Here is a 26,074-nt window from a genome sequence, read left to right on the forward strand (position 1 = left end):
GGCGGGCCGGGGGGGCTCGTCCGCCGGGCCGCCCGGACGGGATCACCCGGAGCAGGGGTCGCACGGGGCGGGATCGCATCGGGCAGGGGTCAGCTGGTGGCGCCCCAGCCGTGGGCCACGTCGACCACCACGCGGTTGTCGAGCTGGAAGACGCGGAAGGGCAGCCGGGCCCGCACGCCGAGCCCGATCTGGGTGTATCCCTCGAAGCTTCCGGCGAACCGCGTGTCCGTGAACGTGCGGTAGCCGCCGAGGTCCACCCCGTGCAGCGGCTCCCCGGCTCGGCCCGGGTAGCTCGGCTTCCCGGCCGTGTGGTCGTAGGAGGCTGCCGTGACGACGATCTCGATGATCGCCCCTCCGTTGACGGGTATCGGGTTGCCGGATGCCTGCTGGAGGAGGGTGTCCACGTACTGGACCTGGTAGCCGAGCGGGTGGGCGGCCGACGCGCCGGGCACATCGAGGACGATCCGGTCGTAGCACGGGGTGGCACCGGTCCGGACATCGACCAACTGGTTGGAGCCGGGGGTCCGGTCGTACTTGGGCAGGCTACCCCAGTCGGTCGAGCACTCCGCCACGGCCGCGGAGCGGGTGGCCGCGGAGGCTGCAGCCGGTACCGCGGCCGTGGCCGCGGCGGCAAGGACGAGTGCCATCGGCACGGTGATCCAACGTCGCATGATCCGCTTCCTGACGAGAATGTGAGTGACTGTCACCAACGGAGACGGGTAAGGGTAAACGCCGGTTGCAGCACAGGAATCGAGAATATGACGCGCCATCAGAAATGGCCGAGTACGACCGGTTTTCTTCGTCAACTCAGCCGCAGAGCTGGATGATCGGCGACAACAGTGCAGCTGCCGGGGGCGATTTCGGTGAAGCCCGCGTCGCGGACCACCGGGAGGTCACCGTCCGTCAGCTCGACCCAGGCACCGGGGGTCGCCGTGCGGACGGCGAGCGGGAATCCGGCCTCGGCCCACTCCTTGCGCCGGGTGTCGTCCAGGCGCCACCATGCCAGCTGGGCGGCGTGCCCGGTCTGCGCCATGGTCTTGCCCGCGCTCATCTCCAGCTCTGGATTGAGCCAGAGGACAGGGGTCCCGGGGGCCGGCTGCACCGGCGGTTCGGGGCCGTCCAGGTCGGTCCCGGAGACCTGGAGCTTGGCCAGCTCCTTCGGCCAGCCGTCCAGCGGCACCGGTGGGAAGACCCGGACTTCGGCGCTCTCCCCGGTCACCGTGATGCCCGGCAGCTCGCCCGCCTTCCGCCACTCGCCGCCCCTGGCCCGCCGGACCACCTTGCGGATCCGGGCGTCCTCCCAGGCGGCGACCAGCTCCGCCCACTCGCCGTCGGCGGCCGTGACCCTGGGGTCTGCGAGCAGCGTCAGGACGGCACGCGCCGAGGTCTCCAGCGCATCGGTACGGGCCGGAGGCGTCGCCCGCTCCAGCCGGACCACGAGCGGGAGCACATACTGCGGGAGGTCGTCGCGAGGATCGACTGCGGCCTGGGGGGCGGGGGTTTCACTTGCTGAGGTCACCCCACCAGGATGCCAGGCCGCCCGCGCCGCCCTCCGACGCCCTCCACGCCCGCCCGCCCTTCGAGCTCCGTGGTGTCAGCGCCGGTAGCCGCGTGCGGAGTCGCGCTCCTCGGCGTCCTCGTAGGTGAGGAACCATCCCTCCGGGTGGGTGGCGGCGAGGAGTTGGTCGGTGCGGTCTGCGGCGTCCATCTCGGGGTCGCCGTCGTCGGGGCCGTAGACGCCGAAGAGTTCGTCCACGCAGCCGTCCCAGTCGTAGTCGTACAGGTCGACGGGCAGCTCGCCCATCATGTCCGCGACGGCCTGCGGCTGGGCGCCGAGCAGCTCCCGGGCGTCGACCAGGGCCAGCCGCAGGGCCAGCTCCTCGGCGAGGCACCGGGGCAGCGGCCACTCGCCGAGGGCCAGATCCTCGGCGAGGTCGTCGAAGGTCCTGGCCATGGCGCGGCGCCAGCTGCGGTGCATGCCCCAGGTCCGGTGCGGGAGACGGCCGAAGACGGCCCAGTCCTGTTCCTCGTCGTCGGTGACCGGCTCGCCCTCGTGCTCCTCCAGGTCGTCGTACGCGGCGTCGGCCAGGGTGATCAGCTGGGTGTGCAGCAGACAGGCGGTGCGCGGGGTGAGCGTCCAGTCGCCGACACCGCCACCGCCGTCCTCGGCGTCCAGGTCGAGCGGGAAGAGCTCGGCGAAATCGGGCGCGAAGTCCTCGGTGAGGCTGATCTCCAGGGTGCCGCCGAGCGCCTCGACGCCGGGAATGGCCGAGACCAGGCGGTCCGGATGGAGCAAGGCGCCGAGTGCGGCGTTGGGGTCTTCGGAGACCTCGCGCAGCAGCGCCTCGCGCTGGCCCTCGGGGTCGACGCCCTCGAAGACCAGGTCCTCGACAATCGCCCGCGCGGCCGCGCGCAGGGCAGGCCAGTCGGTGATTCGGATACCGAGGACCACGGTGGCCTCGATCTCCTGCGCCTCGGAGTCCTCCGCCGCACCCGGCCCCTGTGGATGATCGCTTCGCTCGCCCATGGGGCTACCGTACGGCCTTTTCGGGTGGCGGTTCACCGGTGCCGTGAGAGGATCTTCTGCCCATTCGGCCAAGCCTGCGGCGTGTCGGCCCCCGGCCGTACAGGATGGCGCTATGAGCAATCTCGCGGAGTACGGCGGTGGGCAGGAACAGAGCTCGGGCGTGCTGGTGGTGACCACCAATGACGTGCCCGGGTACCGGGTCGAGCGGGTGATCGGCGAGGTCTTCGGCCTGACGGTGCGCAGTCGCCATATCGGCACCCAGATCGGTGCCTCGCTGAAGTCGCTGATGGGGGGCGAGTTGAAGGGCCTGACGAAGACTCTGGTGGACAGCCGGAACCAGGCGATGGAACGGCTGATCGAGCAGACCAAGGCACGCGGTGGCAACGCGGTGCTGATGATGCGGTTCGACGTCACGGAGGCTGCGGATCTGGGGACGGAGATCTGCGCCTACGGCACGGCCGTGGTGATCTCCCCGGCGTCCTGAGAGCGGATTTCGCGCGCCCGTGAAACCTCGGGCCCACGGGGAACACTCCCGCCGGGCCCGATGTTTCACGGGCGTGACTGTTTACGGTGCAACGAACGTCGATGTCGTGGTGACAGGTGCCGGCCAGGCCGGTCTGTCCGCCGCCTATCACCTGCGGCGGCGCGGTTTCGCACCGTACCGGGGTTTCGTGGTGCTGGATGCCGACAGTGCGCCCGGCGGCGCCTGGGCACACCGCTCCCCCTCACTGCGGATGGCCACCGTGCACGGCTTCCACGACCTGCCGGACTTCGAGCTGCCCACGCCCGACCCGGGTGCCCCGGCGCGTGAGGTGGTGCCGGGGTACTTCGCGGCGTACGAGGCCAAGCACGCGCTGCCTGTCGTCCGCCCGGTTCGCGTACGCGCCGTGCAGCCCCGGCCGGACGGGCGACTGCTGATCGAGACGGATGCGGGCGACTGGTCGGCCCGGGCGCTGATCAACGCCACCGGCACCTGGACGCGCCCCTTCCTCCCCCACTACCCCGGCCACTTCGCCGGGCGACAGCTGCACTACGCCGACTACCGGGGGCCCGGGTCCTTCGCCGGGCAGCGTGTGGTGGTGGTCGGCGGCGGCGCCTCGGCGATCCAGGTGCTCTCGGAGGTCGCCGAGGTCGCCGAGACGGTCTGGGTGACCCGGACTCCCCCCGTCTACCACGACGGTCCCTTCACCCCCGAGGTCGGGCGCGCCGTCGTGGCCAAGGTCGAGGAACGGGTCCGCCAGGGCCTGCCCGTACGCAGCGTGGTGAGCGTGACCGGCCTCGGCCCCTCGGTCGCGTACAGGCGCGCCGAGGAGCTGGGCGCGCTCGACCGCCGACCGATGTTCGACCGCCTCACCGAGCACGGCATCGCCTGGGGCGACCGGGAGCTGACGGCCGACGCGATCGTCTGGGCCACCGGCTTCCGCCCCGAGATCGCCCACCTCGCCCCGCTCGGCCTGCGCAGCCCCGGCGGCGGTATCAGGACGGACGGCACCCAGGCCGCCGCCGACCCCCGTGTCCACCTCGTCGGCTACGGCCCCTCCGCCAGCACCGTCGGCGCCAACCGGGCCGGCCGGTCCGCCGTCAACGCGATCGTGAAGCTCCTCGGGGAGCCGTCCGAAGCGCCGGTCCGGGTGCAGCCGTTGTGATCGACGGCACGCCGCGAGCAGGCGGACGGTCAGCCGGCCGCCCGCTCGGACACGGTGCTCAGCGGTCGTAGTCCACGGTGACCCGGTCGGAGACCGGGCGGGCCTGGCAGGTCAGGACGTAGCCGGCGGCGACCTCCTTGTCCTCCAGGGCGAAGTTGCGGCGCATGCTGACCTCTCCCTCGGTGACCAGTGCTCTGCAGGTGCCGCAGACACCGCCCTTGCAGGCGAAGGGCAGGTCGGGGCGGGCCCGCTGGGCGCCGTCCAGGATCGAACGGTCCCGTGGCAGGGCGAGGGTGCCCGAACGGCCGTCGAGGACCACCGTGACCTCGCTCGACCTGCCGTCCACCGCCCCGTCCTCCTCAGGGCGTTCGGCGATCGGCTCGTCCTCCGCGTGGAACAGCTCCTGGTGCACCCGCTCGGCCGGCACCCCGAGGTCGGCGAGCAGTTCCTTGGCGCCCGCGACCATGCCGTAGGGGCCGCAGAGCCACCAGTGGTCGATGTGCTCGACGTCCACCAGGGCGTCGACCAGCGCCTTGACCCGCTCCGGGTCGAGGCGTCCGCTGAGCAGCTCGGCGTCCCGGGTCTCCCGGGAGAGGACGTGCAGGAGTTGGAAGCGGTCCAGGTGACGGTCCTTCAGGTCGGCCAGCTCGTCGGCGAACATCACCGTGTCGCTGCGCCGGTTCCCGTAGAGCAGGATGACCTCCGAACCCTCGTCGGCGGCCAGCACCGAGCCCGCGATGGAGACCATCGGCGTGATGCCCGAGCCTGCGGCCAGCAGCACATGCCGGGCGGCGGTGCCCAGTTCGGGGCTGAACAGACCGGACGGCGGCAGCACCTCGATCCGGTCGCCCGCGCCGGCCTCGCGCACCAGCCAGCGCGAGAACAGGCCACCGGGCACCTCCCGGACGGCGATCCGCAGCGGCCCGCCGACCGGCGAGCAGATCGAGTACGAGCGGCGCTCGTCCGCGCCGTCCACGATCCGGCGGAGGGTCAGTGTCTGACCGGGGCGGAAGGCGAAGTCGGCGGCCAGGTCCGGCGGCACCTCGAAGGTGACCGCGACCGCGTCCTCGCAGAGCGGCTCCACCGCGGCGATACGCAGCTCGTGAAAGGCCGGTCGGCGGACGGTCATTCAGATCTCCTTGATCCGGTCGAAGGGCTCGCGGCAGCTGCGGCAGCGCCAGAGCGCCTTGCAGGCGGTGGAGCCGAAACGGGAAAGCTCCTCGGTGTCCGTGGAACCGCACTGCGGGCAGTGGACGACGTGTCGGGTCGGCCCGAGCCGCAGCACGCCCTGGCGAACGGCCCCCGACCCCACGGAACCCGGCTGCGGCGGCGCGATTCCGGCCTCGGCCAGCTTGCGCCGCCCCGTCTCGCTGATCAGGTCGGTGGACCACGGCGGGTCCAGGCGCAGCCGTACGTGCACGCTGGGGTACCCGGCCGCGCGCAGTCGGGCATCGACGTCGGCGGCCATCTCGGCGACCGCAGGGCAGCCCGAGTAGGTCGGCGTCAGCCAGGCGGTGACGGTGCCCTCGTCCTCCTCGACCTCGGCCAGGACACCGAGGTCGGCCAGGGTGAGCATCGGCAGTTCCGGGTCGGGCACGGCCGCCGCGACCTCCCAGGCGCCGCCCGCACGCGCGGAGTGGGCGGGCGCAGCGGGTGTTGCCACAGGGCTTCCGTGCGCTGAGCTTCCGTGCGCTGAGCTTCCGTGCGCTGAGCTTCCGTGACTGGTCGGGGACATCACCAGTTCGCCCCCGGGTGGGCGCGGGCCACCACCTGCAGTTCGGCGAGCAGTGGGCCGAGCGCCTCGGTGTGGACGCCGTCGCGTCCGGCCCGGCCGCCGACGTAGGCGAGCGGTGCGGCCTCCGGCACGGTCAGCCCGGCCTCGGCGATCACCTCGCCGAGGGCCCGCAGGAAGGGCTCGCGCAGCTGCGCCGGGTCCACGCCGAGCCGCAGTTCCACCGGATGCGCGGTGAACAGTTCGTCCAGCAGCGGCCAGAGGGCCTCCAGCGCCGCCTGCATCCGCCGGGCCGAGTGCTCGGTACCGTCGCCGAGTCGCAGCGTCCAGGCGGTGGCGTACTCGCGGTGGTACGCCAACTCCTTGACGCCGCGCGCCGCAACGGCCGCGAGGACCTGGTCCGGGTGGCCTCCGAGCAGCTCGTAGAGCGCGTGGCGGGCGGTGGAGAAGAGCAGAAGTCGGGCGATGCAGTGTGCGAAGTCGCCGTTCGGGGTCTCGACCAGGCGGACGTTGCGGAAGTCGTGCTCCTCGCGCCAGTAGGCGAACTCGTCCTCGCTGCGTCCGCTGCCGTCCACCTGACCGGCCCGGGTGAGCAGTTGGCGGGCCTGGCCGAGCAGGTCCAGGCCGAGGTTGGCGAGCGCCACCTCCTCCTCCAGCTCCGGGGCCCGGGTGCACCACTCGATCAGCCGCTGGGCCAGGATCAGGGCGTCGTCGCCCAGCATCAGGCAGTAGGCGCCGAGGTCGGCGCCGTCGACACCGTCCGGAAGGGCGGTGTCCACGCCGAGCAGCGGGTCGGCGAAGCCCGTCCCGTAGGCCCAGCGGGCCTCGCCCTCCGGCCCCGGGGAGGCCTCGGAGAGGGTCAGGTAGACGTGGTCGTCGTCGCTGGTCGGGTCAGTGGTCGCATGGGTCATGACGTGCGTCTCCCCCGTCAGATGTGCGGGACATCCTCGGGGATGTCGTAGAAGGTCGGGTGGCGGTAGACCTTGTCGCCGCTGGGGGCGAAGAACGGGTCCTGCTCGTCCGGGGTGGAGGCGGTGATCGCGTCCGAGCGGACCACCCAGAGGCTGACGCCTTCGTTGCGGCGGGTGTAGAGATCGCGCGCGGCCAGCAGCGCCATCCGGTCGTCGGAGGCGTGCAGCGAGCCGACGTGCACATGGTTGAGGCCGCGCCGGGGGCGCACGAACACCTCGTACAGCGGCCACTCGGCCTTGGTCTCAGTCATCGCCCTGCCCCTTGTGCATCGCCCTGCCCCTTGTGCCCGTCCGTGCTGCTGCCGTCGGCCCTGCGCTTGGCGGCGTACGCGGCAGCCGCCTCGCGCACCCACTCGCCGTCCTCGTGGGCGGCACGGCGGCGCTCGATGCGCTGGGTGTTGCACGGGCCCTGGCCCTTGATCACCTGCTTGAGCTCCGACCAGTCCGGCTCGCCGAAGTCCCAACTGCCGCGCTCCTCGTTCCAGTTCAGGGCCGGATCGGGGAGGGTGACGCCCAGGTGCTGGGCCTGCGGGACGGTCATGTCGACAAATCGCTGACGCAGCTCGTCGTTGGTGTGGCGCTTGATCCGCCAGGCCATCGACCGGGCGGTGTTCGGCGAGTCGTCGTCCGGCGGGCCGAACATCATCAGCGACGGCCACCACCAGCGGTCCACCGCGTCCTGCACCATGCGGCGCTGGGCCTCGGTGCCGCGCATCAGGGTCATCAGCAGCTCGTAGCCCTGCCGCTGGTGGAAGGACTCCTCCTTGCAGATCCGGACCATCGCGCGGGCGTACGGGCCATAACTGCAACGGCAGAGCGGTACCTGGTTGCAGATCGCCGCGCCGTCCACCAGCCAGCCGATCACGCCGACGTCGGCGAAGGTGAGGGTGGGGTAGTTGAAGATCGAGGAGTACTTCTGGCGACCGGAGATCAGCTTCTCCGTGAGCTCGGCCCGGTCCACCCCGAGGGTCTCGGCGGCGGCGTAGAGGTAGAGCCCGTGGCCCGCCTCGTCCTGCGCCTTGGCCAGCAGGATCGCCTTGCGGCGCAGCGAGGGCGCCCGGGTCAGCCAGTTGCCCTCCGGTTGCATTCCGATGATCTCGGAGTGCGCGTGCTGGGCGATCTGCCGGACGAGCGTCGCCCGATAGGCGTCCGGCATCCAGTCCCGTGGCTCGATCCGCTGCTCGGCGGCCACCACCGTCTCGAAGTGCCCCTCCAGGGGCTGCTCGGCAATCTGCGGTGCCGACACTCGACCCACCTCCCGACTGACCGTTCGGTCGGTACCATTGTGTGCGCCGGGACCCGGAATGACAAGGGATCGCGATCAGCGGCCCGCCGGACACCACCGCACGACGGCTCGACCGAGCCCGTCCGCCCGCCCAGGACGGCTGGCCCGGAACAGCCGACACCGCGAGGGTCCAAGCCTGCCGCGCCGGGACTCCTGGACTGGCGGGCCGCAGTCGGCTGGCCGCAGTCGGCTGAGGTGCGGGAGGGTGCGACGCGGCCGCTGATGCGCGCTGTGGGCTACTCCGAGAGGCTCCGCAGGCGATTGCAGGCAATGCCGCAGGGGCGTGGGGCTCTGCTTGATCAACTGAGTGCGCGAGCGACCTGCACGTCCGCAGACGGCCGGTCGCACGCACAGTCGATCAAGCAGAGCCCCACGCCCCCACATCGTGCCGGGCCGACCATGTGCGCAGGATCCGCCGGACCGGAGCTACGGGCGTTCGCGCAGACGAGGCAGCGGAACGGCCAGCAGGGCGGCCAGCAGGGCGATGCGCGGGGCGAGTTGGTCCACCTGGATGTGCTCGTCGCGCGCATGCGGGCCCGCGCCGACCGCACCCAGGCCGTCCAGCGTGGGCAGTCCGCGCGCACCGGCGAGATTGGTGTCGCCTGCGCCGCCCGCCGGGGCGCCGTCCAGCTTCTGGCCGAGCACTGCGGCCAGCGACCGTACGTGCCGCAGCAGCGGGTTGCCCGCACGCTCGGGCCAGGCCGGACGGCTGGAGAGAACCTCGGTCCGCACCCGGGCACCGGGCCTGAGCGCGGTGAGGTGGGCGAGGTTGTCGAGAGTGCGGCGCTGCGCCTCGGCGGTGGAGAAACGCAGGCCGAGTTCCGCCTCCGCCAGGCCCGCGACCACATTGGCCCGGGTGCCGCCGGTGATCCGGCCGGCGTTGAGTTCGGTACCGGGCAGCCGGGCCAGACTGCGTACGGCGACCAGCTGGTCGACCAGTTCGTCTACGGCTGACACGCCCTGGGCTGCATGGTTGCCTGCATGCGCCTCGCGGCCGGTGACCGTCAGACGTACCCGGGTGCTGCCGCGTCGGGCCGTCTTGAGCCGACCGTCCGGGTGCGGCGGTTCCAGACCCAGAACGGCTGCCGCGCCCGGCAGTTGGCGCTCGACCAGCCTTCGGCCGTCCGGACTGCCGATCTCCTCGTCGGCGACGACCACCAGCCGGACCGGCCGGTGCGGCCGCTGACCGAGGTCCGCGAGCAGCGCGAACGCGCCCTCCAGCAGCGCGAGACCGGCCTTCATGTCCAGCACTCCGGGTCCGCTGAGAACTCCGTCCCGCTCCTGAACCGGCCAGTCGGCGAGTGTGCCGACCGGCCAGACGGTGTCGTGGTGGCCCACCACGAGAAGGTGCGGGAGGCTCTCGTCCCGACCGGCCCAGGTGAGCAGCAGGTGATCCCCGGCCGGCCCCTTCTCCCGGCAGACCTCGGCACCGGTGGCGCGGAACCCGGCCGCCAACTCCTCGGCCAGGGCGTCCAGACGGGGCGCATCCCCGGACGGCGACTCCATCCGGGCCAGATCGGCGCAGCGGCGGCGGACGGCGCCGGCCAGCGTACGGGCCCGTGCACTCAACGCCTGGGGAAGCCCCGGAAGTGCGGCCGTGCCGACGAGTTCCCCGACCTCGGCCGCGCTGTCGGCTCCGGCTCCGGTTCCGGCTGCGGCTCCGGCTGTGACGCCGGGGCCGGCACCGGGGCCGGCACCGACGCCGGGCAGGAAGGCGGTCACCGTACGAGCGGCAGCTCGGGGGCCTGCGGGGCGCGGGGCGGCCGCGTGAGCACCGGCTGTGCGGGCGCCAATGGGATGTATACCAACGGCGTTGGCGCCACCGCTGCGGAGGCCGGCGCTGCGAGGGCCGGCGGACTGAGCGCCCGCCGCCACGTACGCGGTCACGGTCTGCGGGCCGACGGGTCGGGAACTCGCGGACCGGGAGCCGGAAGTGGCGCTGAGGCCGGGCACCGAGCCAGGGCCGGGACTCGGGCTCGGACTCGGACTCGGGCCAGGGCTCGGACTCGGGCCGGGACTGGGACTAGGACTAGGACTCATCGGGCGCCTCCCCGAAAGCCGCCGGTATACCGCCTGCGGCGGCCGCAAACTCGGTCGGGCAACGCCAGATGGTGCGACCTCGGGCTGGGCAACACTGCGTCCTCCTCGCTCGGTCCTGCGACCCCGGCTCGACCCGGGGCCCGTGGACGGCGGCCTCGGTACGTCGGTGTGTTCGGAACACCGGTGCAGGGGAAGCCGAGGGATGAGCCTAGAAGATTCGTTCGTTCCCTTGCGAGGTGGCCCAAGTACTTCATCGCGTCGGCCACCGGTCGGGGGCGGCGCGCCCATCGGGACGGTACCCGGTCGGGCACGGAGCTCGGGCCAGGGGCGACGGCGCGAGCGCGGTCGCAGGATCGCGCCCGATTCCACGATGGACCTCTATCGACTCCGCTGCACCGCGAAGCCGTAAGGCTCGGCCGATCCACGCACGATGGGTGATGACGACTCAGCCTTTGGCACCAGTTGGGCGATCGACGGAGGGACGACCGGCGGGCGCGGCGCGCGGGCGGCGCAGCGCGGGCGGCTCGATCATGAACTCGGGGCCGGCTCGCGCCGATACCCGCCGATTCGAACCATCACCGGAGGGATCGAGCGCGGCACGGCGCCGTAGGCCGCGAGCTCGGGATCCGATCGGACTCGCGGACGGACACGGGCAGGACCGAACGAGACGAGAGACGAGGAGCTTGCACATGACCGAGTCGCTGACAGTGACGGATTCGGCGGCCGACAGCCGCTTCGAGGCATGGATCGGCGTCGAAGCGGCCGGTTTCGCCGAGTACCTGCGAAGCGGAGAGCTGATGGTCTATCCACACACGGTGGTCGAGTCGGCCTTCGAGGGCCAGAGCGTCGGCAGCGCACTGGCGCGGGCCGCACTGGACGACGCCCGCAAACGCGGACTGCCGGTCCTGGCAACCCGCCCCTTCATCAAGGGCTGGATGCTCCGGCACCCCGAGTACGCGGACCTGGCATACGAGAACCGGAGCCAGGTGACCGACTGACCACCGCCGGCCAGCAGCCAGTCGACCGGCCAGGGCAGCGAGCAGCGACCGGCTGACGGACAACGAAGTAAAGGTGACGGACATCAGATGACAGATGTCGGATGACAGATATTGAAATCTGTCATCCGACATGCCACAGTTGAGCCACGGCAGCCCGCCGGAGAAATCCGAGAAACCCCCCAGGAGCACCCCGTGACCACCACCCCCGCCCGTGCCACCCTCGGCGCCAGCGCCTTCACCACCTCCACCCTCGGCCTTGGCTGCATGGGCATGTCAGATCTCTACGGCCCCGCCGACGAGGCCGAGAGCATCGCCACCATCCACGCCGCTCTGGACGCCGGCGTCACCCTGCTCGACACCGGCGACTTCTACGGCATGGGCCACAACGAGCTCCTGATCCACGAGGCACTGCGCGGACGCAAGCGCGAGGACGTCGAGATCAGCGTCAAGTTCGGCGCCCAGCGAGCCCCGGGCGGCAGCTGGATCGGCTATGACGCCAGCCCGGCCGCCACCAAGACCGCCCTCGCCTACACGCTCCGCCGCCTGCGCACGGACTACATCGACGTCTACCGCCCGGCCCGGCTGGACCCGAACGTCCCGATCGAGGAGACCGTCGGCGCCATCGCCGAGCTGGTCGAGGCCGGCTATGTCCGCCACATCGGCCTCTCCGAGGTCGGGGCCGAGACCCTGCGCCGGGCCGCCGCGGTGCACCCGATCAGCGACCTTCAGATCGAGTACTCGCTGATCTCCCGCGGCCTGGAGTCCGAGGTCCTGCCCGCCGCCCGCTCCCTTGGCATCGGCGTGACCGCGTACGGTGTGCTCTCCCGCGGCCTGCTCAGCGGCCACTGGAGCAGCAACCGCGAGGTGAACGCGGCCGACTTCCGCGGCCACAGCCCGCGATTCCAGGGTGAGAACCTGACGCACAACCTCAACCTGGTCGAGGCCCTGCGGGCCATCGCCGAGGCAAAGGGCGCCACCGTCGCCCAGATCGCGATCGCCTGGGTCGCCTCGCGCGGTTCGGACATCGTGCCGCTGGTCGGCGCCCGCCGCCGGGAGCGCCTGGCCGAGGCCCTCGGCTCCCTGGAGGTCACCCTCGGCCCGGCCGATCTCGCCGCCATCGAGGCAGCGGTCCCCGCCGGTGCCGCCGCAGGCGAGCGGTACGCTGCCGCTCAGATGGCTCACCTCGACAGCGAGCACTGACCGACCGGTCATCCCGCACGGGAAGGCCAGCTCCTACCCGACCGCCGGCCCGCAACCGCACCGAAGGACGTACCCCGCCGTGACCACGGACAGCACACTCACCCCCGAGCAGATCCTGAGCGCGGCGGAGGACGTCCTGCGGCGGTTCGGACCGGCCAAGGCCACCGTGGTGGACATCGCCCGCACGCTCGGGGTCAGCCACGGCAGTGTCTACCGCCACTTCCCCAGCAAGGTCGCACTCCGCGAGGCCGTCACCCAGCGGTGGCTCGACCAGGCGCACCACTCGCTCGCGGCGATCACCGTGGAGCGCGGCTCGGCCACCGAGCGCCTGTACCGCTGGCTGGCGACACTCTTCGCGGCCAAGCGCAAGAAGGCGTTGGACGATCCCGAGATGTTCGCCACCTACATGACCTTGGTGAACGAGCTCAGTGCCACGGTCGAGGCCCATATCGAGACCCTGACCGCACAGATCGCCACGATCGTCCAGGACGGTATCCGCCAGGGCGAGTTCCGTTCGACCGAGGTCGACACCGTGGCCCGCGCGGTCTTCCAGGCCACCGCCCACTTCCACGACCCGGCCCATGCCTCGGAGTGGGCCGACCCGAAGTGCGAGGCCGACTTCGAGGCCCTGTGGAACCTCCTCCTCACCGGCCTCCGCTCCCGCTGAGGCATCCCGCCCCGGACTTCCCCCACCGGCTCCGGACCGCCACGACCAACGGCCCACGACCAACGGTCCACCGCCCACCTGCTGCCCATGACCGGCTGCCAATGAGCGGCTACCGGTGGGCGGTTCAGCTCGGTTCACGGCGGCAGGCGGCTGGCCTGCAGCCTCCATGGCGGGAGCCGCTCGTCCCCGGACCCACCGACCTTGTCAGTCCCGGGAGTTGCCGAAGAGGAGACGGTAGGCGATCAGCAGCACCAGGGCACCGGCGACCGCCGCCACCCAGGTGGTGAGGTCGAAGAAGTTCGTGGCTACCGGCCGGTGCAGGAAGGTCGCCGAGAGCCAACCGCCCACGAAGGAACCGGCGATGCCGATCAGGGTCGTCACGATGAGGCCGCCCGGGTCACGTCCGGGCAGCAGGATCTTTGCGATGGCCCCGGCCATCAGGCCGAGGATGATCCAGCCGATGATGCTCATACGTTTCTCCTGCTCAACGCCAGCTGCCGCAATGCGGCCGCACTGCCATCAAGGACGCCCGACGTCGGCACCCCGGTTCCACCACCGCCTGCGGCCGCCCCGGAACGCCGAGGGGCACCCCTGAACGCCAGGGAACGCCGAGAGACGCCGACCACAGTGCCCGTCGACGACCTCCGCCGCAAGGGCCCGCCCGGCGCCTTCATGGAGATATGAGAGGGTCGGGCCGCCCCACACCACACGGAGGAACTATGACCACGGGACGGGTGCTGGTCGCGGACGACGACGCCGCCATCCGTCGCTCGCTGGAACGCGGCCTGCGGCTGAGCGGCTTCACGGTGCTGCTCGCCGAGGACGGGCCCAGCGCGCTGCGGCTGCTCGGCGGCCAGCCGCCGGACGTCGTGGTGCTCGACGTCTCGATGCCAGGCCTGACGGGCACCGAGGTGTGCCGCGCGCTGCGGGCGAAGGGCGACGACACTCCCGTACTGATGCTCTCGGCGCTGGACGAGGTGGCGGACCGGGTCGCCGGGCTCCAGGCCGGGGCGGACGACTACCTGGTCAAGCCGTTTGCGCTGGAGGAGCTCGTCCTACGGCTGCACGCACTGCTCCGGCGCAGGACCGCGCCCGCTGCGGTGGAGCCCGCCGGCCCGCCGCCGTCACAGGTGCTGCGCGCGGGGCCCTTGCTCATCGACCGGGACACCCGGCAGGTCAGCCTCGACGGGATCGAACTCCATCTCACCAGAAGGGAGTTCGATCTTCTGGTGCAGTTCGCCAGGAACGCCGGGCTGGTGCTCACCAGGGACCAGCTGCTCGACCGGGTCTGGGGTTACGACTTCGAGGTACGGACCGACGCCGTGGACACCTTCATCAGCTATCTGCGCCGCAAGCTGGAGGAGGGCGGGCGAGCCCGACTGATCCACACCGTGCGGGGCGTCGGCTTCGTGCTGCGTCTGCCTCCGCCCGAACGGCCCACGGGCGGGACAGCGGAGGCGCACTCGCCATGAGACTCTCCACCCGCATCGCACTCTCGGTCACCGTCCTGGTGCCGCTGCTGGTCCTGACCGCCGGGTTGCTGGTGCTCGGCCTCGTCGGCCGCGACCTGCGGCACCAGCAGGACACTCACCTCCAGGACCGTGCCGCCGCCGTGCAGCCGGACGCCCGCGCGCTGCTGACGGCCGATCGGAACGGCCGCCCCAAGGTCGAGCAGAACCAGCACCGCAAGGTGCTCGCCGACGCCCTCGACGCGGGCATCCGGGTCCAGGCCGCCGACGGCACGCTCGTCCTGGCGGGCGGCCCCCAGCTCGCCGACTCCGCCCGGCTGCCCGCCCGGACGCCCGGTGGTCCGGTCACCGTACGGGACAGAGGCCGCTCCTCGCGGGTCCTGGCCGTGCAGCTGGACGGCCAGGCACCTGGGACGCTCTGGCTGCTGGCGCCCGCCTCGGCCACCGATTCGCAACTCGCGGCCGTGCGCCAAAGGGTGCTGCTGGTGGCCCTGGTCACCGCACCGGCCTCCGGCCTGCTGGCCTACGCCCTGGCCGGCCGGGCCACCGCCTCGCTGCGCCGACTCAGCCGCCGGGCAGCCGAGTTGGACCCCGGCGCGGGCACGGCGGGCTTCGCCACCGAACGGGCCAATGTCGCCGAGGTGGACGAACTCGCCACCTCGATCGCCCAGTTGCTCAGCCGCTACGAGGAACAGGCGGGACGAACGGCGCAGGCGCTGGACACCGCACGGTCGTTCTCCTCCGCCGCCTCGCACGAGCTGCGCACCCCGCTGATGAGCATGCGCACCAACCTGGACGTGCTGGCCGCGCACCCCGACCTCCCGGCCGAGGAAAAGGCGGAGGTCGTAGCGGACTTGCAGAGCGAGCACGCACGGCTTCTGGAGCTGCTGACGGCACTGCGCTCCCTCGCCCAGGGCGATCTGGTCGAACTGTCGGCCTTCGGTCCGCTGGATCTGGCCGAGTTGACGGACTCGGCCGCGGGCGAAACGGCCCGGCACAACCCCGAGGCCGTACTGACCACGGACCTGCCGCCCGAGCTGCGGATGTTCGGCTGGGAGGCGGGCCTGCGGATTCTGCTGGTCAACCTGTTCAACAACGCTGTGGTGCACGGCCGTTCGACCGAATCGCCGGAAGGCGCGGCCAGGATCGCGGTACGGCTGCGCGCCGAGGGCCACTGCGCGGTACTCACCGTGGACGACTGCGGCCCGGGGATCCCGGAGGCCGAACGGGCGGAGGTCTTCCACCGGTTCCGCCGCAGGCCCGGCAGCCCGGGCTCGGGACTCGGACTGACGCTGGTCGCCCAGCAGGTGGCGCTGCACCGGGGGACGGTGCTGGTCGGGACGCCGCCCGACGGGGTGGGCTGCCGGTTCGAGGTGCGGCTGCCGCTGCCGGTGACGGACGCCCCCACCCCGCAGCTCCCTGCCCGACGTGACTGGCTCTCGGCCGAGGACGGCCACGAAGGCGACCGGGACAGCCGGGGCAGCCGGGAGAGCACGGTCCGGGGCCGCCCCGACCAGGGCTGACCGGGTGTGCTCGCGGAAGCTGCCGACTCACAGGGAATCCACAAGAACCACCGTTACCTTCCTGCCCAGTCGACCTGCCCACGGGTCGGCACCTCGTGGCACTGAAGGAGATTCAGCCATGTTCCCGAACCGCAAGGCCACCGCCGCACTCGGCGCGCTCACCCTGGCCGGCGCACTGTTCGCAGCCGCCCCGGCGCAGGCGGCGACCAAGCCGGCCCCGAAGGGGGACGGCGCGAAGGCCATCTGCAAGCGCCTGCCCAAGACCGAGCAGCGGGTCGCCGCCTCGATCACCCGGCTGAACGGTGACGCGACCGTGCCCGGCTCGATCGCCCGCCTTGAGCAGCGCGTGGACAACGCCAAGGCAGTCGGTCACACCGAGATCGAGAAGTACCTGGCCGACCGGCTCACCTTCCGCAAGAGCCTGCTGCCGACCCTCCAGACCCGGCAGGCCGACCTCAAGTCCGTGGCCACCTGGTGCAGTGCCCAGGGCGCCGACTCGGCGGCGGCCAAGTGACCGCTCGGCGATCGGTGACCACGGCCGCACTGGTCGCGGTGGTTCTGGGTGCGGCTCCGCTGCTCACTGCCTGCGGGCCTACCAGTGCCGCACCCGCGCCCGCACAGGCCGCGCAGACCGCGCAGGCGACACAGCCGGCACAGTCGGCACAGCCGGCCGGCGGTGCCCAGGACGCGCAGGTGACGGAGATGCAGCAGAAGGTGGACGCCGCCGACAGCGCGGCCGCCCAGGCGGACGCCGACGCAGGCAAGGACAACTGACCCGCCGGCCGCCCGGACAACCGTCGTCGCCGGATCCGGCCTGCCCCGTCTCCCCCGGGGCAGGCCGGATCCAGGGCTTGATACTGGTGGGCTCGCCTGTTCACCACCGAGCGGCTCGGCGGCGGACGGGCAGTCCTTGGAGGTGAAGTCCTCAGGCCGGGATCTCGAAGCCGAGCGAGCGGCGGAGCGGGTGATCGACGGTGCGGGCAGGGACTTTCGCCTGCGTTGCGCCGTTCATCAGGAGCTTCTCTGGTGAGCGGGACGTTTCTTGGATGGGTGCCGCTTCTGCCGCAGACCGCGGGGGCGGGTCCTGGCGTCAGCGGAGCACGGACCGCGGTGTCGGGACCGCGCGGGTGACCACGGACTTCTCCGCGATCGGCAGGTCCTGGACGACCGGGCTGATCTCGCCTCGCCAGCGGTCGCTCTCGTAGACGGCGGCGTACAGCTCCTGGCGCTGCGCCTCGTCGTCGAACCGGCGGATCCAGACGCAACCGTCCTGGTCCTCCTCCTCGATGAAGGACGCGGTTACCGACATCCCCTTCGACGTCTGGAACGGGATGACGACTTCTTCCACGCAGCGGACCCACTCGTCCCGGCGTCCGGGCCGGGTCCGGTAGCGCCGGTCCTCAACCCCGGTTTCGCATTCGGCGACGACGGGTCGGATTCCGTGACGTCCGGTGCGCACGGTCCGGGCGGCCCGGGTGATCTCCGGCGGTGGCGTGCTGCTCGGCATGCGGTCCGCGCTTGACGCGGCGGGCCCGGCTCCGCGACGATCAGCCCATGGACACCGGCACCGCCCTGGTCTGCCGCCTGCACGTCGATCTGCGACGCCAGGCGAGCGACATGTGTGCCTGCTGACGGATTTTCCTCACCCTGTGATGTCCCCCGGGGTCTGAGCCCGTTCCCGCGCCCCCTCCTTCGCTTCCTTCCGCCTGCCGCGCCCGCCGGTGCCCCTGGCACTCGTCTGCGGCAGCCTCCTTCGGCCTACCCGAGGATGCCCCATGAGCCTTGATCTCGCCCCCACCGTTGCCGCACCCACCCCGGCGAGCGCATCCACCGCAGCGGCCCCGCTCTCGCCGAACGCGCTGCGCAAGATCGTCCGCGAGCTGGCCGAGCAACCCGACCGGTGGCTGCACCGCGTCCGGCTCTCCGCCGAGGAGCGGTGGTACGAACGGCTGGAACGCACCGAGGACTACGAGGTCTGGCTGATCAGCTGGCTGCCCGGCCAGTCCACCGGCTTTCACGACCACGGCGGTTCGCGCGGCGCCTTCGCGGTGACGCTGGGTGAGCTTGAGGAGCTGTCACTGGGCGGCCCGGGGCAGGGCCTGCTGATCCGTCGGGTGACCTCGGGCACCGCCCGCGCCTTCGGGCCCGATTTCCTGCACGACGTACGGAACACCGCCACCGGCCTTGCGGTCACCATCCACGCGTACTCGCCGCCGCTGGACTCGATGTCCCGTTACGAACTGCGCGCGGAGGGCCTGGTGCAGACCGCGTCGGAGGGGCCGGAGCAGTGGTGACCACGATCGACGAGCTGCTGGAGCGGTCGCGGGCCGGGGTGCACCGGCCGAGTCCGGCCCAGGCGTACCGGGCGGCCGCGGAGGGTGCGCTGCTGGTGGACATCCGCCCGGCAGCGCAGCGGGCCCGGGAGGGCGGGATTCCGGGCGCGCTGATCATCGAGCGCAATGTGCTGGAGTGGCGGCTTGATCCGACCGGAAGTCACCGCATCCCGGAGGCGAGCGGCCATGAGCTGGCGGTGATCGTGGTCTGCTCGGAGGGGTACGCGTCCAGTCTGGCCGCAGCGAGCCTGCGCGAGCTGGGGCTGCATCGGGCGACGGACCTGGACGGTGGCTTCGTCGCCTGGGCGGCGGCTGGTCTGCCGACCGTCGACGGGGCTGCCGAAGGGCCCGGGAACAGGACCTCACCCGAGTGCGGACACGCCGGGAACGGCAGGGATTCGTAGCGGAAAGGCCCGAAAAGGTTTGTGCCCGGCCGAGACAGGGAAGGCCGTCACGATCCGAAGACCAGTTCGAGTCTGGCGTGCTCCACCGCGTCCGACATCCGCTCCAAGAACCGAACGGCGCCCAGGCGCCGAAGCTAGGATCCCTTCCGTGATCAGATTCGACGGCGCCGCCAAGCGCCACCCCGACGGCACGATCGCCGTCGAGGGCCTCGACCTGGACATACCGGCCGGCCGCACCACGGTCCTGGTCGGACCGTCCGGATGCGGCAAGACGACCATCCTGCGGATGGTCAACCGTATGGTCGAACCGACCGCCGGCCGGGTGCTGCTGGACGGCACCGACGTCGCCGAGCTGCCCGCCGCCAAGCTCCGCCGGGGTATCGGCTACGTCATCCAGCAGGCCGGGCTCTTCCCGCACCGCCGGGTCATCGACAACATCGCCACCGTCCCCTACCTGCTCGGCTGGGACCGCAAGAAGGCCCGCGCCCGCGCCGCCGAACTCCTGGAACTCGTCGGCCTGGCGCCCGAGCTGGCAAAGCGCTACCCCTTCCAGCTGTCCGGCGGCCAGCAGCAACGGGTCGGCGTGGCCCGCGCGCTGGCGGCCGATCCGCCGGTCCTGCTGATGGACGAGCCGTTCAGCGCCGTCGATCCGGTGGTCCGCGCCGGCCTTCAGGACGAACTGCTGCGGCTGCAGAGCGAGTTGAACAAAACGGTACTCTTCGTCACCCATGACATCGAGGAGGCCGTCCGCCTCGGCGACCAGGTCGTGGTGCTGCGCGAGCACGGCCACATCGCCCAACTCTCCGACCCGCACACCCTGTTGACCGAACCGGCCGACGACGGCGTGGCCGCCTTCCTGGGACGTGATCGCGGACTGCGCGGTCTCGGCCTGCTCCCGGCGCGCGACATCGCCGTCCGCCCGCTCACCGACGGTACCCGGCAGGGTGGTTGGGAGCTCCGCCTGGACGCGGGCGGACGGCCGACCGGCTGGGTCGAGCCCGGCCTTCACGCGCAGCCGCGCCCCGCACCGGCCTTCCACCCCGGTGTCGACACACTGCGCACCGCGCTCGACGCCGCCATCCTCTCCCCCGCCGGTGCCGCCGTCGCCCTCGACAAGGACGGCAGGGCGACCGGCATCGCCACCCGGGAGGCGATCCTCGCCGCACTGACCGGGCCCCAGCCGGCCGCCTCGAAGCCGGACAGCCCGAAACCTGACGACCCGAAGGCCGGCAGCCCGAACCCGGACAGCCCTGAAGGCCAGGACGAGCGGCCGGTGAACAGCCATGGACGGTGAACCGCTCGTCCGCTGGTACTGGATCGGCGACCATCTCGCATATCTGCGCGACCTCACGCTCGACCACGCGGTGATCGCCCTCGTCCCGGTGCTGATCGCACTGCTGATCGCGGTGCCGCTGGGCCTGGCCTGTGTCCGCTTCCCCCGGCTCTACCACCCGCTGTCCGCCGTCTTCAACGTGGTGTACGCGCTGCCCTCGCTCGCCGTCTTCGTCGTGCTGATCCCGTACACCGGGCTGGCCACCCGCGCCACCGTGATGGTGCCACTCACCTTCTACGCCCTCGCCGTGCTGCTGCCCACCACCGTGGACGGGCTGCGCTCGGTGCCGGACTCGGTCCGGCAGGCGGCGACCGCGATGGGCTACGGGCCGTGGCACCGCCTTTCCGCCGTTGAACTCCCGGCCGCCGTACCGTACTTGGTGGCCGGGCTGCGGGTCGCCGCAGTGTCCAGCATCTCGCTGGCGGCGGTCGGTGCGCTGATCGGCCGGGGCGGCCTCGGCTATCTCTTCATCGACGGATTCCAGCGGACCTTCCCGACCCCGATCGTCTCGGGCATCGTGCTGGTCGCCGCACTCGCCCTGGTCACCGACCTGCTGCTGGTACTGGCCCGGCGGCTGCTCGCCCCGTGGGCCGTCCGCGCGGGAGCCGCCCGATGAACTGGATCAACTGGCTCAACACCTTCTTCACCGCGCCCGCCCGGCAGAGCGGACCCGACTCGATCGCGCACCGGGTCGGCGAACACCTCGTCCTCTCCGGCCAGGGGCTGCTCTACGCCGCAGTGCTGGCGATCCCGCTCGGTCTGCTGATCGGCTACACCGGGCGCGGCGCCGTCGCCGTCACGGCACTGACCGGCGTCGCCCGTGCGCTACCCACACTCGGCCTGGTGACACTGGCGGTGCTGATCGCCGGAGTCGGCGACACCGCCATCCTGCTGCCACTGGTCGCGCTGGCCGCACCGCCGCTCCTGGTGGCGACGGTCGAAGGCATCCGGGGCACCGACCCCGAGCTGCGGGACGCCGCCCTCGGCACCGGGCTGACGCACCGCCAGGTGCTGTTTCAGGTCTGCCTGCCGCTCGCACTGCCCGCCCTACTGGCCGGGCTGCGCACGGCGGCCGTCCAGGTGATCGCCACCGCCACGGTCGCCGCCTACGTCGGCCTCGGCGGACTCGGGCGCTATGTCATCGACGGGCTGGCCACCCGGGACTTCGCGGCGACGCTGGGCGGCGCCCTGCTGGTCGTCCTGCTCGCCGTCGCCACCCAGCTGCTCTTCGCCGTCCTGATCCGCTACGCACTGCCGCGCGGCGTGCGCGCCCAGCGGGCGGCGGCGGTCGAAACGGGCCGCAGCTCGTGAGCCGAGCGCTCCGGCCCACTCTCGGAGAACGCTCATCTCCCGGAGAACACGCGTCTCCTGGAGAACGCTCGTCGACAGGACCCACCTCCCGCGCCGTTCCCGGCGCGGGACCACGAAAGGGAACCCCATGACCACCCGTCTGCTCAGAACCGTCACCGCCGTCGGGCTGCTGCTCGGCACGGCGGCCTGCAGCTCCTCCGGCAGCAGCAACCCGCTCGACGCCTCGTCCGGCTCGACCGCGACTCCCGGCGGCGCGGGCAGCAGGACGGTGGTGGTCGGCTCGGCCAACTTCCCGGAGAACGTCCTGCTGGCCTCGATCTACTCGCAGGCCCTCAAGGCCAAGGGGGTCAAGGTCGAGGAGAAGTTCAACATCGGCAGCCGCGAGGTGCTCTACGGGCAGCTGCAGAACGGCAGCCTGACCGTCCTGCCCGAGTACAACGGCTCGCTCCTCGGCTACCTGGACGCCAAGAACACCGCCACCGGCACCGAGGCGGTCAACGCCGCACTGCAGAAGGCCCTGCCGTCCTCACTGGCGATCCTGGACTCGGCGTCGGCCGAGGACAAGGACTCGCTCTCGGTCACTCAGGACACGGCGGACAAGTACCAGTTGAAGAGCATCGCCGATCTGGCGGCCAAGGCCGGCGAGTTCACCATCGGCGGTCCGCCGGAGTTCAAGTCGCGCCGCGAGCAGCAGCTCAAGGACATCTACGGGCTCAACTTCAAGGAGTGGAAGGCCACCGGGGACACCACCGCCAACGCACTGAAGGACGGCACGATCCAGGTCGGCAACGTCTTCACCACCGACCCGAAGATCGTCCAGCTGAAGCTGGTCCCACTGACCGACCCGAAGAACCTCTTCAGCTCGCAGAACGTCACCCCGCTGGTCAACAAGGCAGGGGTGGACGCGACGGCGACCGGCGCTCTGAACGCCGTCTCGGCCAAGCTGGACACGCCGGGCCTGACCGCGCTGATGAAGCGGGTCTCCGTCGACAAGGAGGACCCGTCGACCGTGGCCAAGGACTGGCTCAAGAGCAACAACCTCGGCTGACCCCGAACGCGGCTCGGCCCCGCGCCTCGGCGGGGATTCCTCCCTCCCGGGTGCGGGGCCGGGCCGTATCGGCGCCGGAATCCACGCCGCCTGGCTGGCCGAGGACGGGCACCATGTCGACCTGATCGACCTGGTCCCGCTGCACGTCGAGCAGGCCGGCGAGCTGCCCGGAGTCACCGCACGGCTCGGCGACGCCCGCACCTTCACCACCGCCTATCTGCACCGCCCCGCCGAGGTCCCTGCCGAGTTCGCCGAGGCCGGGCTGACGGTGACCGGGCAGTACGGTCTTGAAGGCACCGCCTGGCTGATGGGCGAGGTGGACGAGTGGCTGGACGACCCTCAGCGGCGTGCCGTCGTCCTGGACGTGATCCGGCGGACCGAGTCCGAGCCTTCGCTGCTCGGCGCCAGTGGGCATCTGCTGACTGCCGGGACTGCCGGACAGTGAGCTCTGCATCAAGTCGCCGACCTGGCAGTGTCGTTGACGTGCTGCCAGGTCTCTTGACAGGCGAGTGGTCCAGACCAACCATAGGCGATGTAACTCCGACCGGGATGCACCGTGGGGGTGTGGACACCGGCCGGCTGTGCGCGTTGTGCCGCACGCCGTACCACCCCTGCAAAGCCCGCGTCAGGTTCCGTCATGCCCATTTCCGGGTCAACGGTCTTCACCTTCACGTCTGTTGGAGCATCCATGCGCCTGCACAGATCCATCCGTGCGCTGCTGACCGGCTGTGCCACCCTGGCCGCCTCGGTCGGGCTGACCGCCGTGGGCGGCAGCACCGCCGCCCACGCGGCCACGCCGCTGCCGCAGCACGTCTTCGCCCCGTACTTCGAGGCCTGGACCGGCGAGAGCCCGGCCGCGCTGGCGAGCCGGTCCGGCGCCAAGTACCTCACCATGGCGTTCATCCAGACCGTCTCCAAGGGCACTTGTACGCCGTACTGGAACGGCGACAGCAAGATGCCCATCTCCTCGGCCCAGTTCGGCGCCGACATCGCCACCATCCGGGGAGGCGGCGGCGACGTGATCCCGTCCTTCGGCGGTTACACGGCCGACAACACCGGCACCGAACTGGCCGACAGCTGCACCGACGTGAACGCGATCGCCGCCGCCTTCGAGTCCGTCATCACCACGTACGACATCAGCCGGATCGACCTCGACATCGAGGACAACTCGCTGACCAACACCGCCGGTATCGACCGCCGGAACAAGGCCGTCAAGCTGGTCGAGGACTGGGCCGCCGCCAACGGCCGCAGCATCCAGTTCTCCTACACGCTGCCGACCACCACCGGCGGCCTGGGCGACACCGGTCTGGGCGTGCTGAAGAACGCGGTGCAGAACGACGCCCGGATCGACGTCGTCAACATCATGACGTTCGACTACTACGACAACGCCGCGCACAACATGGGCAACGACACCCAGAGCGCCGCGACCGGTCTGTACAACCAGTTGGCGAAGCTGTACCCGAGCAAGACGCCCGCGCAGCTGTGGAACTCGATCGGCGTCACCGACATGGTCGGCATCGACGACTTCGGAGCGGCCGAGACCTTCACCACCGCCGACGCCACCAACGTCTACAACTGGGCCACCGGCAAGGGCATCAACACCCTGTCGTTCTGGGCTCTGCAACGCGACAACGGAAGCTGCGTCGGTACGGCAGGCAGTGACAGCTGCTCCGGGATCAGCCAGAACACCTGGGACTTCACCCATGTATTCGCGCCCTTCACCAGTGGCGGCGGCGGTCCTGTCACCAACGACTTCTCGGTGAGCGCCTCACCGGCCTCCGGTTCGGTCACCCCCGGCAGCAGCCTGCGGGCGAGCATCGCCACCGCCGTCACGGCGGGCTCGGCACAGACCGTCAGCCTCGGCGTCAGCGGCGCACCCGCCGGGGTCACCGCGACCGTCAGCCCCGGTTCGGTGAACGCCGGTGGCAGCGCGAGCCTGAACGTCGCCACCACCTCGGCCGTGGCACCCGGCACCTACCCGATCACCGTCACCGGCAGCGCGCCCTCCGGCAGCCACAGCACCGTCTACACCCTGACCGTGACCGGCAGCGGCGGAGGCACAAAGACTCCGGCCAACGGCGACTTCGAGAGCGGCAGCCTCAGCCCGTGGACCTGCCAGAGCGGCGGCGCCGTGGTCACCACCCCGGTCCACTCCGGCAGCTACGCGCTCCAGGCGGCGGCCGGCCCGAGCCAGACCGGCGAGTGCGACCAGACGGTCACGCTGGCCCCCAACACCCAGTACACGCTGACCGGTTGGGTACAGGGCGACTACGCCTACCTCGGCGTCAGCGGCGGTGCCACCGCCAGCACCTGGACCTCGGCGAGCGGCTGGACCAAGCTGACCGTCCCGTTCACCACCGGCGCCGGCGGCACCGTGACCGTCTACCTGCACGGCTGGTACGGCCAGGGCAACGTCTACGGCGACGACTTCTCGGTCGCCTGATGGACAACGTCTGATCGACAACGCCTGATCGACAACGCCGATCGGGACCACGCGATCGGCGTGCGGTGGTGGACGGCCCGCGGGCAACGCGCCTGCGGGCCGTCCACGCGGCGGGAGACGCAGTAGGGCACAGCCACTCCGGGAATCGCACGTTCGGACGAGTGCCCTAGGATCGCGCCTTATGAACGAGGGGACGCAGGGCACCAACGGGTGGGGCCGGCCGGGCGGTCAGCAGCCCGCCGGACACAGCATCGAGCCGGACTGGGCTGCGCTGGCCGACCAGCAAGAACGGGAGCACCACCGCCGCAAGCAGCGCCGGGTGATCGCCGCGGCGGTCGGCGCGACCCTGGTGGTCGGCGGCATCACCGCCACCGCCGTCAGCCTCGCCGGGCCGGGCAAGGACGGCAGGAACGGCAAGGGCGGCGATGCCTCCCGGGTCGCGGTCGACGGCGTTCCGACGGCGTCCCCGAACGCGTCCGCATCCGCCGGGCCGTCCCCCTCGGGTTCGGCCGGCGCCCCGGCCTCCGCGAACCCGTCGGGACAGCAGCCCGCAGGCTCGCCGAATCCCTCCGCCAAGGGCGCTACGGCATCCGGCACCGCCGCCCCGGGGCCACTGGACCCGCTGACGGTGATCTCCTCGGCGAGTACCGACACCGCACCGCTCACGCCGGAGACGCTGTTCCCCGCCGCCACCCTGAGCGCGGACGGCAAGTCCTGGCACCGCGTCACCAGCGCCGAGACCTCGCCCTGCTGGAAGGCCAGCACCGGCGGTCTCGGCGACGTGTGGGCCGCCCAGAGCTGCCGCACCGTGCTGCGCGCGACGTACGCCTCCGGCAGCAGCGCGGTCACCGTCGGCGTCGCCGTCTTCGACAGCCGGACGCAGGCGGATGCCGTGGAGCACGCGCACAAGGGCCAGATCCAGGGGCTGGTGGCCACCGGCTCGATCGCGTTCTGCACCTCGACCGGATGCACCAACACTCACACTGCGGTGGGACGTTACGCCTTCTACACGGTGTCCGGGACGCTCAAGCCGGGCGGCACCGCCGCAGACTCCACCGCGACAGCGGCCGGGCCCGACTTCGGCTCCTACACCCGGGGGCGACTGCTGGCGCGCGGCAACAGCCGCTGAACCGGCTCTTCTGAC

The 26,074-nt window shown here is 71.6% G+C and carries 29 protein-coding genes; 17 read left to right on the plus strand and 12 right to left on the minus strand.

All coding sequences use genetic code 11. The annotated features are described in order from the left end of the window. Positions 1–89: 89 nt before the first annotated feature. From P3T39_RS12650 to P3T39_RS12660, 3 genes are all read right to left on the minus strand, one after another. Positions 90–671, minus strand: coding sequence for a hypothetical protein (locus tag P3T39_RS12650; RefSeq protein WP_280697601.1), 582 nt, complete (start codon positions 669–671; stop codon positions 90–92). A 131-nt stretch (positions 672–802) separates the two neighbouring features. Beyond that, entirely contained in the window at positions 803–1,519 is a 717-nt protein-coding gene (locus P3T39_RS12655) for a peptidyl-tRNA hydrolase (protein ID WP_280697602.1), read from the minus strand. A gap of 75 nt (positions 1,520–1,594) precedes the next feature. Next, entirely contained in the window at positions 1,595–2,527 is a 933-nt protein-coding gene (locus tag P3T39_RS12660) for a hypothetical protein (RefSeq protein ID WP_280697603.1), read from the minus strand. Between the two features lie 112 nt (positions 2,528–2,639). Between P3T39_RS12660 and P3T39_RS12665 the strand changes: the two genes are divergently transcribed. After that, complete coding sequence (locus tag P3T39_RS12665) at positions 2,640–3,011, plus strand: YbjQ family protein (protein ID WP_280697604.1); 372 nt, start codon at positions 2,640–2,642, stop codon at positions 3,009–3,011. 73 nt (positions 3,012–3,084) lie between these two features. Then, a complete protein-coding gene (locus P3T39_RS12670) occupies positions 3,085–4,173 on the plus strand; it encodes an NAD(P)-binding domain-containing protein (RefSeq protein ID WP_280697605.1) in 1,089 nt (362 codons plus the stop codon). 58 nt (positions 4,174–4,231) lie between these two features. On the opposite strand, the gene paaE is transcribed toward P3T39_RS12670, so the two are convergent. The 6 genes from paaE to P3T39_RS12700 all read right to left on the minus strand — a co-directional run bounded on the left by paaE (position 4,232) and on the right by P3T39_RS12700 (position 9,883). Next, a complete protein-coding gene (paaE, locus tag P3T39_RS12675) occupies positions 4,232–5,302 on the minus strand; it encodes a 1,2-phenylacetyl-CoA epoxidase subunit PaaE (RefSeq protein WP_280697606.1) in 1,071 nt (356 codons plus the stop codon). Further along, a complete protein-coding gene (paaD, locus tag P3T39_RS12680; RefSeq protein ID WP_280697607.1) occupies positions 5,303–5,836 on the minus strand; it encodes a 1,2-phenylacetyl-CoA epoxidase subunit PaaD in 534 nt (177 codons plus the stop codon). It abuts the gene before it with no gap. 71 nt (positions 5,837–5,907) lie between these two features. Then, the gene (gene paaC / locus P3T39_RS12685) at positions 5,908–6,816 is read right to left on the minus strand and encodes a 1,2-phenylacetyl-CoA epoxidase subunit PaaC (protein ID WP_280697608.1); all 909 of its coding nucleotides are present in this window, start codon (positions 6,814–6,816) and stop codon (positions 5,908–5,910) included. Positions 6,817–6,833: 17 nt separating this feature from the next. Beyond that, a complete protein-coding gene (gene paaB / locus P3T39_RS12690) occupies positions 6,834–7,127 on the minus strand; it encodes a 1,2-phenylacetyl-CoA epoxidase subunit PaaB (RefSeq protein ID WP_280697609.1) in 294 nt (97 codons plus the stop codon). Further along, positions 7,124–8,122, minus strand: coding sequence for a 1,2-phenylacetyl-CoA epoxidase subunit PaaA (paaA, locus tag P3T39_RS12695; RefSeq protein WP_280697610.1), 999 nt, complete (start codon positions 8,120–8,122; stop codon positions 7,124–7,126). The genes paaB and paaA overlap by 4 nt, the downstream gene beginning before the upstream one ends. Before the next feature lie 465 nt (positions 8,123–8,587). After that, positions 8,588–9,883: a M20 family metallopeptidase gene (locus P3T39_RS12700; RefSeq protein WP_280697611.1), complete on the minus strand. Its 1,296-nt coding sequence runs from the start codon at positions 9,881–9,883 to the stop codon at positions 8,588–8,590. Between the two features lie 1,007 nt (positions 9,884–10,890). Here P3T39_RS12700 and P3T39_RS12705 point away from each other — a divergent pair. The 3 genes from P3T39_RS12705 (at position 10,891) to P3T39_RS12715 (ending at position 13,066) form a co-directional block, all read left to right on the plus strand. Continuing rightward, entirely contained in the window at positions 10,891–11,199 is a 309-nt protein-coding gene (locus P3T39_RS12705; protein WP_280697612.1) for a GNAT family N-acetyltransferase, read from the plus strand. 264 nt (positions 11,200–11,463) lie between these two features. Then, positions 11,464–12,399: an aldo/keto reductase gene (locus P3T39_RS12710; RefSeq protein ID WP_280697718.1), complete on the plus strand. Its 936-nt coding sequence runs from the start codon at positions 11,464–11,466 to the stop codon at positions 12,397–12,399. 79 nt (positions 12,400–12,478) lie between these two features. Then, positions 12,479–13,066 carry a TetR family transcriptional regulator gene (locus P3T39_RS12715; RefSeq protein WP_280697613.1) on the plus strand — a complete coding sequence of 196 codons (588 nt, stop codon included), beginning with the start codon at positions 12,479–12,481 and terminating at the stop codon, positions 13,064–13,066. A gap of 204 nt (positions 13,067–13,270) precedes the next feature. Here P3T39_RS12715 and P3T39_RS12720 read toward each other — a convergent pair whose 3' ends face one another. Next, on the minus strand, positions 13,271–13,537 hold the full coding sequence (locus P3T39_RS12720) for a GlsB/YeaQ/YmgE family stress response membrane protein (RefSeq protein WP_280697614.1): 267 nt from the start codon (positions 13,535–13,537) through the stop codon (positions 13,271–13,273). 248 nt (positions 13,538–13,785) lie between these two features. On the opposite strand from P3T39_RS12720, the gene P3T39_RS12725 reads away from it, so the two are divergent. The 4 genes from P3T39_RS12725 (at position 13,786) to P3T39_RS12740 (ending at position 16,832) form a co-directional block, all read left to right on the plus strand. Then, the gene (locus tag P3T39_RS12725; RefSeq protein ID WP_280697615.1) at positions 13,786–14,538 is read left to right on the plus strand and encodes a response regulator transcription factor; all 753 of its coding nucleotides are present in this window, start codon (positions 13,786–13,788) and stop codon (positions 14,536–14,538) included. Further along, positions 14,535–16,058 carry a HAMP domain-containing sensor histidine kinase gene (locus P3T39_RS12730; protein WP_280697616.1) on the plus strand — a complete coding sequence of 508 codons (1,524 nt, stop codon included), beginning with the start codon at positions 14,535–14,537 and terminating at the stop codon, positions 16,056–16,058. Before P3T39_RS12725 ends, P3T39_RS12730 begins: the two co-directional genes overlap by 4 nt. Positions 16,059–16,176: 118 nt before the next feature. Then, positions 16,177–16,572 carry a hypothetical protein gene (locus tag P3T39_RS12735; RefSeq protein ID WP_280697617.1) on the plus strand — a complete coding sequence of 132 codons (396 nt, stop codon included), beginning with the start codon at positions 16,177–16,179 and terminating at the stop codon, positions 16,570–16,572. A gap of 14 nt (positions 16,573–16,586) precedes the next feature. Further along, positions 16,587–16,832, plus strand: coding sequence for a hypothetical protein (locus tag P3T39_RS12740; RefSeq protein ID WP_280697618.1), 246 nt, complete (start codon positions 16,587–16,589; stop codon positions 16,830–16,832). A gap of 316 nt (positions 16,833–17,148) precedes the next feature. On the opposite strand, the gene P3T39_RS12745 is transcribed toward P3T39_RS12740, so the two are convergent. Next, complete coding sequence (locus tag P3T39_RS12745) at positions 17,149–17,565, minus strand: NIPSNAP family protein (protein WP_280697619.1); 417 nt, start codon at positions 17,563–17,565, stop codon at positions 17,149–17,151. Positions 17,566–17,833: 268 nt separating this feature from the next. Between P3T39_RS12745 and P3T39_RS12750 the strand changes: the two genes are divergently transcribed. The 6 genes from P3T39_RS12750 (at position 17,834) to P3T39_RS12775 (ending at position 22,487) form a co-directional block, all read left to right on the plus strand. Beyond that, positions 17,834–18,352, plus strand: coding sequence for a cysteine dioxygenase family protein (locus P3T39_RS12750; RefSeq protein WP_280697620.1), 519 nt, complete (start codon positions 17,834–17,836; stop codon positions 18,350–18,352). Further along, positions 18,346–18,795 (plus strand): rhodanese-like domain-containing protein, encoded by a 450-nt coding sequence (locus P3T39_RS12755; protein WP_280697622.1) that lies wholly within the window; start codon positions 18,346–18,348, stop codon positions 18,793–18,795. The genes P3T39_RS12750 and P3T39_RS12755 overlap by 7 nt, the downstream gene beginning before the upstream one ends. Before the next feature lie 148 nt (positions 18,796–18,943). Next, positions 18,944–20,089, plus strand: a complete 1,146-nt coding sequence (locus P3T39_RS12760; RefSeq protein WP_280697623.1) for an ATP-binding cassette domain-containing protein — start codon at positions 18,944–18,946, stop codon at positions 20,087–20,089. Next, positions 20,079–20,744 carry an ABC transporter permease gene (locus P3T39_RS12765; RefSeq protein ID WP_280697624.1) on the plus strand — a complete coding sequence of 222 codons (666 nt, stop codon included), beginning with the start codon at positions 20,079–20,081 and terminating at the stop codon, positions 20,742–20,744. The genes P3T39_RS12760 and P3T39_RS12765 overlap by 11 nt, the downstream gene beginning before the upstream one ends. Beyond that, entirely contained in the window at positions 20,741–21,439 is a 699-nt protein-coding gene (locus P3T39_RS12770) for an ABC transporter permease subunit (RefSeq protein WP_280697625.1), read from the plus strand. Before P3T39_RS12765 ends, P3T39_RS12770 begins: the two co-directional genes overlap by 4 nt. Before the next feature lie 127 nt (positions 21,440–21,566). Beyond that, a complete protein-coding gene (locus P3T39_RS12775; protein WP_280697626.1) occupies positions 21,567–22,487 on the plus strand; it encodes an ABC transporter substrate-binding protein in 921 nt (306 codons plus the stop codon). Here P3T39_RS12775 and P3T39_RS37540 read toward each other — a convergent pair. After that, complete coding sequence (locus P3T39_RS37540; RefSeq protein ID WP_348534335.1) at positions 22,465–22,941, minus strand: hypothetical protein; 477 nt, start codon at positions 22,939–22,941, stop codon at positions 22,465–22,467. The two genes, P3T39_RS12775 and P3T39_RS37540, sit on opposite strands and share 23 nt — an antisense overlap. A gap of 234 nt (positions 22,942–23,175) precedes the next feature. On the opposite strand from P3T39_RS37540, the gene P3T39_RS12785 reads away from it, so the two are divergent. Next, a complete protein-coding gene (locus P3T39_RS12785; RefSeq protein ID WP_280697627.1) occupies positions 23,176–24,930 on the plus strand; it encodes a carbohydrate binding domain-containing protein in 1,755 nt (584 codons plus the stop codon). A 181-nt stretch (positions 24,931–25,111) separates the two neighbouring features. Then, positions 25,112–26,059: a hypothetical protein gene (locus P3T39_RS12790; RefSeq protein ID WP_280697628.1), complete on the plus strand. Its 948-nt coding sequence runs from the start codon at positions 25,112–25,114 to the stop codon at positions 26,057–26,059. Positions 26,060–26,074: the final 15 nt, after the last annotated feature.

The sequence above is a fragment of the Kitasatospora sp. GP82 genome (assembly GCF_029892105.1).
In the GTDB taxonomy this organism is placed as follows: Bacteria; Actinomycetota; Actinomycetes; order Streptomycetales; family Streptomycetaceae; genus Kitasatospora.

Coding starts and splice junctions, on each gene's coding strand:
- paaE (WP_280697606.1), bottom strand. CDS start 5,302: ATGACCGTCCGCCGACCGGCCTTTCACGAGCTGCGTATCGCCGCGGTG.
- P3T39_RS12770 (WP_280697625.1), top strand. CDS start 20,741: ATGAACTGGATCAACTGGCTCAACACCTTCTTCACCGCGCCCGCCCGG.
- P3T39_RS12705 (WP_280697612.1), top strand. CDS start 10,891: ATGACCGAGTCGCTGACAGTGACGGATTCGGCGGCCGACAGCCGCTTC.
- P3T39_RS12790 (WP_280697628.1), top strand. CDS start 25,112: ATGAACGAGGGGACGCAGGGCACCAACGGGTGGGGCCGGCCGGGCGGT.
- P3T39_RS12730 (WP_280697616.1), top strand. CDS start 14,535: ATGAGACTCTCCACCCGCATCGCACTCTCGGTCACCGTCCTGGTGCCG.
- P3T39_RS12660 (WP_280697603.1), bottom strand. CDS start 2,527: ATGGGCGAGCGAAGCGATCATCCACAGGGGCCGGGTGCGGCGGAGGAC.
- P3T39_RS12710 (WP_280697718.1), top strand. CDS start 11,464: ATGGGCATGTCAGATCTCTACGGCCCCGCCGACGAGGCCGAGAGCATC.
- P3T39_RS37540 (WP_348534335.1), bottom strand. CDS start 22,941: ATGCAGAGCTCACTGTCCGGCAGTCCCGGCAGTCAGCAGATGCCCACT.
- P3T39_RS12665 (WP_280697604.1), top strand. CDS start 2,640: ATGAGCAATCTCGCGGAGTACGGCGGTGGGCAGGAACAGAGCTCGGGC.
- paaB (WP_280697609.1), bottom strand. CDS start 7,127: ATGACTGAGACCAAGGCCGAGTGGCCGCTGTACGAGGTGTTCGTGCGC.
- P3T39_RS12725 (WP_280697615.1), top strand. CDS start 13,786: ATGACCACGGGACGGGTGCTGGTCGCGGACGACGACGCCGCCATCCGT.
- P3T39_RS12775 (WP_280697626.1), top strand. CDS start 21,567: ATGACCACCCGTCTGCTCAGAACCGTCACCGCCGTCGGGCTGCTGCTC.
- paaC (WP_280697608.1), bottom strand. CDS start 6,816: ATGACCCATGCGACCACTGACCCGACCAGCGACGACGACCACGTCTAC.
- P3T39_RS12785 (WP_280697627.1), top strand. CDS start 23,176: ATGCGCCTGCACAGATCCATCCGTGCGCTGCTGACCGGCTGTGCCACC.
- P3T39_RS12720 (WP_280697614.1), bottom strand. CDS start 13,537: ATGAGCATCATCGGCTGGATCATCCTCGGCCTGATGGCCGGGGCCATC.
- P3T39_RS12745 (WP_280697619.1), bottom strand. CDS start 17,565: ATGCCGAGCAGCACGCCACCGCCGGAGATCACCCGGGCCGCCCGGACC.
- P3T39_RS12650 (WP_280697601.1), bottom strand. CDS start 671: ATGCGACGTTGGATCACCGTGCCGATGGCACTCGTCCTTGCCGCCGCG.
- P3T39_RS12765 (WP_280697624.1), top strand. CDS start 20,079: ATGGACGGTGAACCGCTCGTCCGCTGGTACTGGATCGGCGACCATCTC.
- P3T39_RS12750 (WP_280697620.1), top strand. CDS start 17,834: ATGAGCCTTGATCTCGCCCCCACCGTTGCCGCACCCACCCCGGCGAGC.
- P3T39_RS12735 (WP_280697617.1), top strand. CDS start 16,177: ATGTTCCCGAACCGCAAGGCCACCGCCGCACTCGGCGCGCTCACCCTG.